Origin of the sequence: Streptomyces azureus (assembly GCF_001270025.1) — a bacterium.
Taxonomy (GTDB): domain Bacteria; phylum Actinomycetota; class Actinomycetes; order Streptomycetales; family Streptomycetaceae; genus Streptomyces; species Streptomyces azureus.
This window is the reverse complement of the sequence record NZ_DF968292.1, coordinates 38,568-50,730: the sequence shown is the minus strand read 5'-3', so window position 1 is coordinate 50,730 and position 12,163 is coordinate 38,568. Positions and strand designations below refer to the sequence as shown.

General features: G+C 73.7%; 10 protein-coding genes. 2 read left to right on the top strand and 8 right to left on the bottom strand.

Going from position 1 to position 12,163, the window contains the following annotated elements:
- The 6 genes from AOQ53_RS19380 to xylB all read right to left on the bottom strand — a co-directional run.
- Positions 1–836 (bottom strand): phosphodiester glycosidase family protein (locus AOQ53_RS19380; RefSeq protein WP_236711730.1); only part of this gene is annotated, 836 nt, incomplete at its 3' end.
- A gap of 127 nt (positions 837–963) precedes the next feature.
- The gene (locus AOQ53_RS47725) at positions 964–2,136 is read right to left on the bottom strand and encodes a bifunctional class I SAM-dependent methyltransferase/NUDIX hydrolase (protein ID WP_059418981.1); all 1,173 of its coding nucleotides are present in this window, start codon (positions 2,134–2,136) and stop codon (positions 964–966) included.
- Between the two features lie 3 nt (positions 2,137–2,139).
- Complete coding sequence (locus AOQ53_RS19370) at positions 2,140–2,535, bottom strand: luciferase domain-containing protein (RefSeq protein ID WP_059418980.1); 396 nt, start codon at positions 2,533–2,535, stop codon at positions 2,140–2,142.
- A gap of 105 nt (positions 2,536–2,640) precedes the next feature.
- The gene (locus tag AOQ53_RS19365; protein ID WP_059418979.1) at positions 2,641–3,243 is read right to left on the bottom strand and encodes an N-acetylmuramoyl-L-alanine amidase; all 603 of its coding nucleotides are present in this window, start codon (positions 3,241–3,243) and stop codon (positions 2,641–2,643) included.
- Between the two features lie 248 nt (positions 3,244–3,491).
- Positions 3,492–4,700, bottom strand: coding sequence for an ROK family transcriptional regulator (locus tag AOQ53_RS19360; RefSeq protein ID WP_059418978.1), 1,209 nt, complete (start codon positions 4,698–4,700; stop codon positions 3,492–3,494).
- 15 nt (positions 4,701–4,715) lie between these two features.
- Positions 4,716–6,161, bottom strand: a complete 1,446-nt coding sequence (gene xylB, locus AOQ53_RS19355; protein WP_059418977.1) for a xylulokinase — start codon at positions 6,159–6,161, stop codon at positions 4,716–4,718.
- Positions 6,162–6,275: 114 nt separating this feature from the next.
- Between xylB and xylA the strand changes: the two genes are divergently transcribed.
- On the top strand, positions 6,276–7,442 hold the full coding sequence (gene xylA / locus AOQ53_RS19350; protein ID WP_059418975.1) for a xylose isomerase: 1,167 nt from the start codon (positions 6,276–6,278) through the stop codon (positions 7,440–7,442).
- 206 nt (positions 7,443–7,648) lie between these two features.
- Positions 7,649–7,987 (top strand): hypothetical protein, encoded by a 339-nt coding sequence (locus tag AOQ53_RS19345; RefSeq protein ID WP_059418988.1) that lies wholly within the window; start codon positions 7,649–7,651, stop codon positions 7,985–7,987.
- Here AOQ53_RS19345 and AOQ53_RS19340 read toward each other — a convergent pair.
- Together AOQ53_RS19340 and AOQ53_RS19335 are read right to left on the bottom strand one after the other, a co-directional pair.
- Positions 7,976–9,259, bottom strand: coding sequence for an SWIM zinc finger family protein (locus AOQ53_RS19340; RefSeq protein ID WP_059418974.1), 1,284 nt, complete (start codon positions 9,257–9,259; stop codon positions 7,976–7,978). The two genes, AOQ53_RS19345 and AOQ53_RS19340, sit on opposite strands and share 12 nt — an antisense overlap.
- Positions 9,256–12,051 (bottom strand): DEAD/DEAH box helicase, encoded by a 2,796-nt coding sequence (locus AOQ53_RS19335; protein ID WP_236711729.1) that lies wholly within the window; start codon positions 12,049–12,051, stop codon positions 9,256–9,258. Before AOQ53_RS19335 ends, AOQ53_RS19340 begins: the two co-directional genes overlap by 4 nt.
- Positions 12,052–12,163: the final 112 nt, after the last annotated feature.

Sequence of the window (12,163 nt, the reverse complement as noted above, 5' to 3'; positions counted from 1 at the left end):
TCGCCGGTGGCCAACTTCCGCAGCTGCCGGGCCCCGGCCTCCCGGCCGACCAGCACGGTCGTCCCCGCGGCGATGGGACCGCTGCCGGGCGTGTCAGCGGCCGACACGACCTTGCCGTCGCGGATCGTCACCTCGTAGGTATCCGTGCTGCAGGGCGCGGTCCGGTCCGTGTCCGTGCCGCACGTGGCGCGCACGCGGGAAACGCTGCCCCAGTCGGAGGTGAACGCACCGACCGAACCCACCGGCAACGCGTACTGGTTGAGCCCGCCCAGCGGCACCTGTGCCTCGGCCGTACGGACCGAGCCGTCCAGGGTCAGCCGGTCCAGTCGCGCCACTCCGTCGGTGCCGACGCCGAACACGTCCTCGGTGGTCGTGCCGGGCGGCAGCGCGGGCCCGAAACGCTGGCCGTTCGGGACGGCCGCCTTGAGTGTCCGCCCGGCCGCGATCGCCGGACCCACGCTCGCGCCGGTCGCCTCGACCCCCGGGTGCTGCGCCTCGGTGATGTTGAAGAAGTCGCCGTTGACACCGGCGACGGCCCCTTGGGCGTCGGCCATCCGCGAGACCTGCGCCCGCCAGGCCACCGCCCCGGGATACAGCAGATCGACCCGTACCCGCGGATGGCCCAGGTCCACCTTCAGCACGTGCGCGTGGGTCACCCCCTTGGCCGCCTTGATGTCGAACTCCTCGTACGTGACACCCGGCGCGACCCGTACGCCCTTCTGGACGGCGCCGGCCGGTGCCGCCCCCGCCAGGGCCGCACCGGCCAGCGCGCCGAACGCCGTGAGAAACGTCAGTACCGCTCTGCCTGCTCCCCGTCGCCTGCGACGACCTGTCACCGTGCCCCCTGATGCCTCGTCAACTATCTGGATCCTCAGGGGCAGTGCACCAGACCACGAGGGCCGGCAGGGTGGCTGAGCGCCAACTACGCGGGAACGGCTGAAAAAACGCACCCCTCTGGTTGCTTCAGCTGTCGCCCGTTCCGGTGTCGTACGGCGTGAAGTGAGCGGGGGCGTGGTCGATCGGCAGACCCGGCCGCCAGGCGGTGAGGGCCTGCGCGCTGCACACGAACAGCTCCTCCGGCAGCCGGTCCAGGGCGAACCAGCGCCAGCGGCCCACGCTCTCCCCGGGCTGGTCCGACGGCTCTCCCCGCCAGGCGGTGACCCGGGCGGCCACCGTCACCCGTACGACACCGCCCGCGTCGTCGAGGAGCGTCCCCAGCAGCCGGACGTCCTCCGGCCGGGCGTCGAGCCCCGTCTCCTCGCCGAGTTCGCGCACGACCGCCTCCCGCAACGACTCCCCGGGCTCCACCGTCCCGCCGGGCAGCTCCCACGTCCCGTGCCGGTGCCGGCCCAGGAGCAGTCCGCGGGGCCCGTGCAGGACGGCGCCGACCCCGAGCGTGGCGTGGGCCACCGGCGGCTTGGCGGTGCGCGGCCGGGAGGAGACACGGACGGGCCGTGTCACCCGGAAGAGCCGGTACGACGCGTGGTTGCCGTCCTGCGGCGTGTCGAGGACGTCGACCTGGTCCACGCGCAGACCGTGCTCGGCGAGCAGGGCCGTCCAGAGCTCCGGGGCGAGGACCCACATCTGCACGGTGACGTCCTCGCCGCCGGCCAGCCGCAGGGCCTCCGGCCGGGCGACGGCCTCGTCCGACGGTCCGTCACCGTGCGAGTTGGTGTGCAGCACGGTGAAGCAGAGCCTGCCGCCCGGCCTGAGCGCCGCGGCCAGGGCGGGCAGCAGCCGGTGCGGGTCGATGTACGGCACCGCGTTGACCGAGTAGATGACGTCGTACGGCTCCGCCGAGCGCAGATGCTCCACCGCGTCGGCCAGGACCAGCCGCAGCCCGGGCAGGGAGCCGTAGCGGGCGCGCGCACGTTCGTACTGCCCGGCCGATGAGTCGACCGCGTCCACCAGCGCGCCGTGAGCACGGACCAGATGGGCGGCGTGCCGGGCCGGACCGCACCCGAGGTCCAGCACGCGCCGGCCCGTCAGCTTCCCGAGCACTTCGATCCCCGGCCCCGCGCCCTCGAACCCCCAGTCGATCCGTACCGCCTCGGGCAACACCGTCCCACGCCGCAGGTGGTGTGCTCCGTACGCACGCCAGGCCTCCGCGTTGACTGCCTCCGGTCGGGTCACCAAGGGTCAGCCGCCCGCCACGGCGTCGCGCGGAAGGACCGCGACACGGTGGAAGTTGCACCCGGCGAGCTCCGGCTCCTCGCCGGTGGGCCGGGTCTGGTGGGCCTTGAGGGCGATGCTCACCAGGCTCAGCAGCAGGTCGATGTCCGCCTCGCAGTCGAGGTGGACCGTCACCCAGCACGATCCGGGAACCAGGTGGATCGCGCTCGAACCGGCGAGGTCGTAGTGGAAGCGCTGGATGGCCCGGCGGGTGAGGTGGAGGTCCACGTCCCGTGTCGAGTGGAAGTGGACGATCTCGTCACGGACGGAACGGAGCGCCCGTCCGGTACCGCAACTCGCCGGGCCCGCCATCAGGTCGGGCCAGGCCTGCAGACGCTCCAGGGCGCGCTGGGCCAGAGTCATGGTCCCATCGTTGCGTGCTTACCGTGCCGCAACCAGAGGTTGAGCGTTTTGTAACCGGGACGTGAGGTGGGGGCAGGGGGGTAAGGGCGGGGAAGTGCGCCGTTTTCAGGCGTACTTGTCGACCAGTCTCATGTAGCGCTTCCAGTCCCAGTGGCGGCCCGGATCGGTGTGGTCGCTGCCCGGTACCTCGTGGTGGCCGATGATGTGCGCCCGGTTCCTGGGGATGTCGTACCTCGCGCAGATCGCCGCGGTGAGCCGGGCCGAACGCTCGTACATGGCGTCGGTGAAGTACTTGGGCTGGTCCACCCAGCCCTCGTGCTCGATGCCGATGCTGCGGGTGTTGTAGTCCCAGTTCCCCGCGTGCCACGCGATGTCGGCCTCGCGCACGCACTGCGCCACGCGCCCGTCGGACGAGCGCACCACGTAGTGCGCGGACACCTTCTGCCCGGGGTTCCGGAAGACGGACAGGGTGCCGGAGTAGGTCGTCTGCGCGACGTGGATGACCACGTAGTGCAGCGGATGGGCGCGGGGGCGGTTCGACGGCGTGTAGTTGCTGCGGCTCGCCGGGTGCCACGCGGCTCCGGGATGGTCGACTGCCTGGGGCCGGGCGGCGGCCCGTGCGTCGGGGAACAGGACGTACGGGACGGCGGTGAGGGCGGCGCCCATGAGGAGGCCTCGCCTGCTGGGGAAGGGGGTTGTCCGTTCCATGAGTGGTGCCTTCCGGGCTCGACGGCGGGTGTCACTTGCTCAACTGCTCGGAGCGGCGGCCGTTGTGGTCGCGGCCCGCGTCGATCAAGTTACGGCGCCTGCCGGTCGGCCCGAAGGAAGCGATGCTTTCTGGTGGAGGGGCGCAAAGATGTGGACAACTCGCTCACCCGGCCGGGTGATTGACGGTCTTCGTGCGTCGGCCTTAGTCGCGTGCCGCTCATGCTCCGCCCGTAGGTCGGGGCTCGTCCTCAGGCCCGCTCGGCAACGGTGGCCGGATCGTCCAGCACCGCCCGTACGACCGAGTGCGCGGCCCCCAGCAGCGGACCCTGAGGACCCAGCCGGGACACGGACACGGGACAGGCCGGACCCGCCGTACGGCGCGCCAACTCGTCCCGCAACGACGGCAGCAGCCACGGCGCCAGCCCGGACAGCTCCCCGCCCAGCACCACGCTCTCCGGGTCGAGCAGGTTGACCGCCCCGGTCAGGGCGACTCCGAGTGCGGTGCCCGCGTCGCGCAGGGCACGGCGTACGTCCTCGTCGCCCTCGGCCGCGCGCCCCGCCAGCAGCCCGACCCGGTCCTCGTCCGGCTCCAGACCGGCCGCGCGCAGCACCGCCTCCTCGCCGGCGTACTGCTCCAGGCACCCGCGCCCGCCGCATGCGCACTCCGGCCCGTCCGGCTGGACCGGCACGTGCCCCAACTCGCCCGCGAAACCGCGGGTTCCGCGCAGCAGTCCGCCGTCCACCACGACCGCCGCACCGATGCCGATCTCCGCCGACACATGGAGGAAGTCGCGCGGCGTACCCTCGCCGAGCCAGAGTTCGGCGAGCGCGCCGAAGTTGGCCTCGTTGTCCACGGTCAGCGGGAGGTCCGCCGGAAGAAAGTCACCGAGGTCCGTGTCGTGCCAGTCGAGGTTCGGGGCGCGTACGACGGTCCGGGCGTCGCGCGCCACCAGACCGGGCACGGCCACGGCGAGACCGGCCGGCCACAGGCCCTCGCCCTCCGCCTCCGCGACGACCCGGCGAATGAGTTCGGCCAGCTCGGCGAGCACGGGCTCGGGGGAGCGGCCGCGGTTCGCGCCCTGGCGTATCGCCCGCGACCGGGTCACGCCGCGCAGGTCCACGGCACAGACCGCGAGATGGTCGACACCGACCTCCGCGCCGATCCCCGCCGGTCCGCGTCCGCTCAGCGCGAGCGCGGAGCCGGGGCGGCCCACCCGGCCGGGCCGTTCGGGCCCCAGTTCCTCCAGGAGCCCCGAGCGGATGAGTTCGTCGACCAGGGTCGACACCGCCGCCCGGGTCAGGCCGATCCGTGAGGCGACGGCGGCCCGGGACAGCGGCCCCTCGGCACGGACGGCGTGCAGGACACGGGCGAGGTTGCGGCGGCGCATGCCCTGCTGGGTGTCCGGCAGGGCACGTCCCGGCCCGGCCGGACGGGCCTCGTGCAGCGGTGCGGTCATGCCTGACGCCAGTCCTCAGTGGGTGTCCGTGGGCCGCTCCAGCAGCGGAGCCGCGTCGGAGAGTACCCCGGCGATCCTGGCCAGCGTCTCCTCGTCCCGCTCGACGGCGTCGAGCACCGGCCCGGCCGCCGTGTTCCATCGCCGGGCGACCGCCGCCGGGTCCTCCCCGGTCAGCACCCCGGCCGCCTGCGCGGCGGCGCCGAGCGCCACCAGCTCCTTGGCCTCCGGTACCTGCACGGGACGCCCCGACAGCCGCCGTACGGTCTGCTGCCAGGCCGCGCCCCGGGCACCGCCGCCGATCAGCAGCAGGGGCGCCGACGGATCCGCGTCCTGGTCCAGGACCAGGTCGAGCGCGCCGAGCAGGGAGTGGACGGCACCGTCGTAGGCGGCCTGGAGCAGCTGGCCGGGGGTCGTGTCGTGGCGCAGGCCGTGCAGCAGGCCGGAGGCGTTCGGCAGGTTCGGGGTGCGCTCGCCGTCCAGGAAGGGCAGCAGCGTCACGGCCGTGCCGGGCTCGACGGCCTCGCGGTCCAGGCCCAGCAGCGTCGCGACGCGGTCCACGGCGAGCGTGCAGTTCAGGGTGCAGGCCAGCGGCAGCCAGTCACCGCGGGCGTCGGCGAAACCGGCCACCGTGCCGCTCGGGTCGGCGGGCCGCCGCCGCGACACCGCGTACACCGTGCCCGAAGTGCCGAGGCTCATCACCGGCATCCCCGGACGCAGCCCCAGGCCCAGCGCCGCGGCGGCGTTGTCGCCGGTGCCGGGCGCGACCAGCGTGCCCTTGGAGAACGGCAGATCGTGGCTGTCGCGCACCGTGCCCGCCACCTCGCCGGGCCGGACCACACGGGGCAGCAGGGCCGGGTCGAGCCCTACGTGCGCCAGGATCTCCTCGTCGTACGCCTCCGTCCCGGACGCCCACCAGCCCGTCCCGGAGGCGTCGCCGCGGTCGGTCGTGCCCTGCCCGGTGAGCCGCTCGGTGAGGTAGTCGTGGGGGAGGCGCACGGCCTTCGTGGCGCGCGCCGCCTCCGGCTCGTGCTCGGCCAGCCAGGCCCACTTGGTGACTGTGAAGGAGGCTGCGGGGACACTGCCGGTGCGTTCGGCCCAGAACTTCGCGCCGCCCAGTTCCTCGGTCAGCCGGCGCGCCTGCGGCGCCGAGCGCACGTCGTTCCACAGGAGCGCCGGGCGCACCGGCTCGCCCCGCTCGTCCAGCGTGACCAGGCCGTGCTGTTGTCCGCCGACCGACACCGCGGCGGCCTCGTGTGCCGCCTCGCCGCACTGGCGCAGGGCCTCGCACAACGCGTCCCACCACTGGCGCGGATCGCTCTCGCGTCCGGCCCCCGAGGAGACGGTGTGCGGCGCCTGGCCGGTGGCGACGACCCGGCCGGTGGCCGCGTCGACGACCAGCGCCTTCGTGGACTGGGTGGACGAGTCCACGCCGACGACGAGCGGACCCTCGGCTGCTGACATCGGGTTTCTCCCTCATTTCGTCCCGAGACACCTTGTCTCTTCCCAGAGCGGTGCTCGCATACTAATTTGTAAATCGGCATGACGAAATAGCCTCAGCGAGCAAGGAGCCGCGGCATGAGCTACCAGCCCACCCCCGAGGACAGGTTCACCTTCGGACTGTGGACCGTCGGCTGGCAGGGACGGGATCCCTTCGGCGACGCCACGCGGCGTGCCCTCGACCCGGTCGAGACGGTGCAGCGACTGGCCGAGCTCGGCGCCCACGGCGTCACCTTCCACGATGACGACCTGATCCCGTTCGGCTCGAGCGACACCGAGCGCGAGGCCCACATCAAGCGCTTCCGGCAGGCGCTGGACGCCACGGGCATGAAGGTCCCGATGGCCACCACCAACCTCTTCACACACCCGGTCTTCAAGGACGGCGCGTTCACCGCCAACGACCGCGACGTGCGCCGTTACGCCCTGCGCAAGACCATCCGCAACATCGACCTCGCCGTCGAGCTCGGCGCCCAGGTGTACGTGGCCTGGGGCGGCCGGGAGGGTGCCGAGTCGGGCGCCGCCAAGGACGTCCGCGTGGCCCTGGACCGGATGAAGGAGGCCTTCGACCTGCTCGGCGAGTACGTCACCTCCCAGGGCTACGACCTGCGCTTCGCGATCGAGCCGAAGCCGAACGAGCCGCGCGGCGACATCCTGCTGCCGACCGTCGGCCACGCCCTGGCGTTCATCGAGCGCCTGGAGCGGCCGGAGCTGTACGGCGTCAACCCCGAGGTCGGGCACGAGCAGATGGCCGGGCTGAACTTCCCGCACGGCATCGCGCAGGCCCTGTGGGCGGGCAAGCTGTTCCACATCGACCTCAACGGCCAGTCCGGCATCAAGTACGACCAGGACCTGCGCTTCGGCGCCGGCGACCTGCGGGCCGCGTTCTGGCTGGTCGACCTGCTGGAGTCGGCCGGCTACACCGGCCCGCGGCACTTCGACTTCAAGCCGCCGCGGACCGAGGACCTCGACGGGGTGTGGGCCTCGGCCGCCGGCTGCATGCGCAACTACCTCATCCTCAAGGAGCGCGCCGCCGCCTTCCGCGCCGACCCGGAGGTCCAGGAGGCCCTGAGCGCCGCCCGCCTGGACGAACTGGCCCAGCCCACCGCCGCGGACGGTCTCCAGGCCCTGCTCGCGGACCGGTCGGCCTTCGAGGCCTTCGACGTCGAGGCGGCCGCCGCCCGCGGCATGGCCTTCGAGCGTCTGGACCAACTGGCGATGGACCACCTGCTGGGGGCGCGCGGCTGAGCGCACGCGCGCGTGCGGGACGTCGGCCGGTCACGGGGGTGTGTGACCGGCCGACGGGTCCGCAGCTCCGGAATCACGGTCCGCAACGCTCCCGAATCACGGTCACGGTCCGTAACGCTCCGGAATCATGCGATCCACGCCATGAGCCCGTATCAGCTTCCGTGCGGTTCTCCCCCCTCGAGCGGTGCGCGACGATTCTGGTCGGTATGGCCATGCCGCCCGTACCGCCTCATCCGCCCGGGCCTCCCCGGCGCCGGAATCCACTGCTCATCCTGCTCGCCGTGCTCGTGGCCGTCACGGCCGTGTCCCTGGTGGTGCTGATGGCCAGGGGAAGCGACGACTCTCCGGACGGGGAGCCGCCCGCCGGGAGCACGAGCAGCACCCCCGCTCCGTCCTTCGGCATCCCCACGGAGCTGCCCACCGAGTTGCCCAGCAAGCTGCCGACCCGGCTGCCCCCGGGCTTTCCGAGCCAGTTGCCGAGCGATCTGCCGAGTGGGCTCGAATCGCTCCTGCCGTCCCTGGACACCGGCGAGTTACTGCCCTGAACCCAGAGCGGTCTCGTCACCGGTGGCGAGCTCCGCCGACGTCAGTGCCGTCGCCGGATCCTGTGCGGCGCCTCCCGCGGGCAGCCAGCGGCCGCGCTCCCTGTGGTACGGCCACCACCGGCCGTCCCGGCCGAGACGCAGCTGGACCGGTGCGCCGACGACCGTCCAGCGGTTGCCCCGCGCCCGCAGCTCCGGCCGCTCGTCAGCGTCCCAGGCCGACTCCAGGGCGGCACGCGCGCGTGCGAGCGTCTCGCCCTCCACCTTCCACTCCTCGTCGAGCACGGACAACGCGGCCGTACCGCCGTGGCGCCATGCGCGGACCGCCGCTGCCAGCCCCTCCCGGCCGCGTCCCGACCCTTCGGCAAGACGGTCCGCCACCTCCCGCCCGGGCTCGCCCGCGGCCAGCCGTACGGCGTCTTCCGAGACGGACAAGTCCGTTCCGGCAACGTGCCCTTCGGCCGGGCCCCGGAGTGCCCCCGCGAGCAGGCGGTGGGCCTGTACGGCGGTCCGGGCGGCCAGGAACTCCAGCGCGGCCGGGTCGATGCCCGGAGCGGGCGGGGTCTCGGTGTCCAGGGACGGCGGCACGCCCGGCTCGGCCGGGAGTTCGGGCAGGGGAGGCAGCGGAGGCAGGATGTCGCCGGCCGCGTACGCCTCGGCCGCGTCCACGCCCTCCTGGCCGGAACGCTCCGCGGCGGACGCGCCGCTGCGCGACTGGAGGTCGTTCAGCAGGGTGGCTTCGTCGCGTCCCCGCATCAGGAGCAGGACGAACGGGTCCTGGTCCAGCAGTCGCGCCACCTGGTAGCAGAGCGCCGCCGTGTGCCCGCAGTGGTCCCAGGCTCCGCAACCGCACTCCGGCTCCAGATCGCCCATGCCCGGCAGCAGTTCGACGCCCGCGGCCGCCGCGTCCTCGACCAGATGCGGCGGCATCTCGCGGTCCAGCAGCGCCGCCACGTGACCGGCCCGCTCCGCGGCCATGTCCAGGAAGCGGTCCCACTGTCCGGGCGACAGCTCCTCCAGCAGGACGTCGGCCCGGTGCGCCGTGCGGTCGCGGTCCTGGACGACGGCCGTGAGCCGCCCCGGGCGCACCGACACCGCGCCGACCGCTCCTGCGCGCGCGAGCCGGCGGCCCGTCTTGAGCTGCGCCGAGTCCAGTGCCGTGTCCTCCAGGGCCTTCAGCCAGGCCTGGCCCCACCAGGTCTGTGCGAAGCCCCGCCCGCGCGCGGGCGGCAGCGCGGCGAACGTGCGCTCCGTGTCACCGTCGTACCGAGTCATCGCAGACCCCCTCGCAGTTCGACCAGATCCGCCAGTTCCGCGTCCGTCAGCTCCGTGAGGGCGGCCTCGCCGGAGCCCAGGACCGCGTCCGCCAGCTCCCGCTTGCGGGCCAGCAGCTCGGCGATGCGGTCCTCGATGGTTCCCTCGGCGATGATCCGGTGCACCTGCACGGGCCGGGTCTGGCCGATGCGGTACGCGCGGTCGGTCGCCTGGGCCTCGACGGCCGGGTTCCACCAGCGGTCGTAGTGCACGACGTGCTCGGCCCGGGTGAGGTTCAGGCCGGTGCCCGCCGCCTTCAACGACAGCAGGAACACGGGCACTTCGCCGTCCTGGAAGCGCCGCACCATGGCCTCGCGCTGGGCGACGGGCGTCCCGCCGTGCAGGAACTGCGAGGGCGTGCCGCGGGCGGCCAGGTGCCGTTCGAGGAGGCGGGCCATCTGCACGTACTGCGTGAAGACCAGCACGCCCGCCTCCTCGGCGAGAATCGTGTCGAGCAGTTCGTCCAGCAGCTCCAGCTTCCCCGAGCGCCCGGCGATCACCGGCCGCTCCTCCTTGAGGTACTGCGCCGGGTGGTTGCAGACCTGCTTCAGACCGGTCAGCAGCTTCACGATCAGTCCGCGCCGCGCCATGCTGTCGGCGCCGGAGATCTCCGCGAGTGCCTCGCGCACCACGGCCTCGTACAGGCCTGCCTGCTCCTGGGTGAGCGACACGGCGTGATCGGTCTCCGTCTTCGGCGGCAGCTCGGGCGCGATCCCCGGATCCGACTTGCGGCGGCGCAGCAGGAACGGCCGTACGAGCCGGGCCAGCCGGTCCGCGGCGCCCGGGTCCTGACCGCCCTCGACGACCTCCGCGTACCGCCTGCGGAAGGTGCCGAGCCGGCCCAGCAGCCCCGGGGTGGTCCAGTCGAGGATCGCCCACAGCTCCGACAGGTTGTTCTCCACCGGGGTGCCGGTGAGCGCCACGCGCGCGCGTGCGCCGATGGAACGCAGTTCCCGCGCGGTCGAGGAGTGCGGGTTCTTCACGTGCTGGGCCTCGTCCGTCACGAGCATGCCCCACGGCACCTCGGCGAGCCGGGGAGCGTCCAGCCGCATGGTGCCGTACGTGGTGAGCACGAACTCCCCGTCGGCCAGGCCGTCGAGGCCGCGCCGCGCGCCGTGGAAGCGCCGCACGGGTGTGCCGGGCGCGAACCGCTCGATCTCCCGCTGCCAGTTGCCCATCAGGGACGTCGGGCAGACCACCAGGGTGGGCCCGGCGGACCGGGCGTCGGTCTGACGGTGCAGGTGCAGGGCGATCAGTGTGATCGTCTTGCCGAGCCCCATGTCGTCGGCGAGGCAGCAGCCGAGGCCCAGCGAGGTCATACCGGCGAGCCAGTTCAGGCCCCGCCGCTGGTAGTCCCGCAGGGTGGCCGCGAGGGCGGCCGGCTGCTCCACCGGCTGTTGCGCCTCGGGGTCCGCGAGCCGCTCCCGCAGGGCCGCCAGCCACCCGGTGGGCCGCACCTCGACCCGGCGGCCGTCCACCTCCGCCCAGCCCGTCAGGGCCGCGCCCAGCGCGTCCACCGGTGTCACCTTGTGATCCTGCCGGGAGCGGGCCAGGCGTACCTCCTGAGGGTCGATCAGGACCCACTGGTCGCGCAGCCGCACCACAGGGCGCTTGGCCTCGGCGAGCCGGTCCAGCTCTTCGCGGCTCAGCCGCCGGTCGCCCAGCGCGAACGACCAGTCGAAGGCGAGCAGCGCGTCGGCGGACAGGAACGACGGCATGGCGGCGAAGGCCTTGCCGGAGTCCGGCTCGTCGTCGGAAGGCCCCACCTCCGCGCGCGTGGTGAACTCGCGGGTCAGTCCCTTCGGCCAGTGCACGTCGACTCCAGCCGCCGCCAGAGCCCGAGTGCCCGCGCCGAGCAGTTCTGTGACCTCCTCGTCGGCGAGCTCGACCGCGTCCGGCACGGTCGCCGACAGCAGGGGCGTGAGCGAGGTCCAGGCCCGGGCCGCGCGGCGCAGGGCGAGCAGGGCGTCCATCCGCGCGCGCGGGCCGAAGGCTTCGCCCCCGGCCCAGACGTCCGCGGCGTCCGCCACGAGAGCGGGATCGCTCACGCTGTGCACCTGGAGCACGGCCCGGAACGTCACGTCCGCGTCGTCGGCCGCCGCGTCCGCCAGTCCGTCCGCCTCGATCCGCAACGACAGCCGCACCCCCGCGTCGTGGCCCGCGGCGATGTCGGCGGCCCACGCGCGCTGCTCGGGCAACCGCACCGGCTCGGGCGACGCGTACGCGGGGCCGCCGGTGACCAGCGGCGCGGCGGGGGAGCGGGGCAGGGTGTCGGCGACCGCGTCGAGGAACGCGCGCAGGAGCTGCTCCGGGTCGGGCAGCCGCAGCGACCCGGAGCCCGCCAGTGGCACGGCGTGCGCCTCGGGCGGCATGGCGGCGGCGAGGCGGCGTACGGCCTCGACGTCCTGGGCGCGCAGCGGGCCCGCGCGCCAGGCGTCGTGGTCGCCGGGGGACAGCCCCGGCAGCAGGAGCCCGCGCGCCACGAGGTGCAGGGCGTGGGTGGCCGCCGCGCCCCAGAACACGGTGGACCGGTGCCCCTGCGCCCCGGTACGCGCGCGCATGAGGACCGGCAGGGCGGTGCCCACCGGTACCAGGACGGCGGGCACGCTCTGCGGCTCGACTCGGTCGACGGTGGGCACGACGACGGTCAGGTCCGTGACGGACGCCGTCGTCGCCGTCACCGGAGGGGTCTCGCCGTCCGGCCGCCAGAAGGCGACGCTGCCCGTCCGGGCCGGGCCGCCGGGCAGGAACACGGCGCAGCAGTGGGCCGGTTCGGAGAAGTCGGAGGAGGGTGCCGGGGGAGTCGGATGCTCGGCTATGGCTGATTCCTCAAATTTGACTAGCGGAGTACGAGTCGACGAGGGT

Excerpts from the sequence above, each read along its gene's own strand:
- AOQ53_RS19370 (WP_059418980.1), bottom strand. The coding sequence starts at position 2,535 with ATGACTCTGGCCCAGCGCGCCCTGGAGCGTCTGCAGGCCTGGCCCGAC.
- AOQ53_RS19365 (WP_059418979.1), bottom strand. The coding sequence starts at position 3,243 with ATGGAACGGACAACCCCCTTCCCCAGCAGGCGAGGCCTCCTCATGGGC.
- AOQ53_RS19360 (WP_059418978.1), bottom strand. The coding sequence starts at position 4,700 with ATGACCGCACCGCTGCACGAGGCCCGTCCGGCCGGGCCGGGACGTGCC.
- xylB (WP_059418977.1), bottom strand. The coding sequence starts at position 6,161 with ATGTCAGCAGCCGAGGGTCCGCTCGTCGTCGGCGTGGACTCGTCCACC.
- xylA (WP_059418975.1), top strand. The coding sequence starts at position 6,276 with ATGAGCTACCAGCCCACCCCCGAGGACAGGTTCACCTTCGGACTGTGG.
- AOQ53_RS19345 (WP_059418988.1), top strand. The coding sequence starts at position 7,649 with ATGGCCATGCCGCCCGTACCGCCTCATCCGCCCGGGCCTCCCCGGCGC.
- AOQ53_RS19340 (WP_059418974.1), bottom strand. The coding sequence starts at position 9,259 with ATGACTCGGTACGACGGTGACACGGAGCGCACGTTCGCCGCGCTGCCG.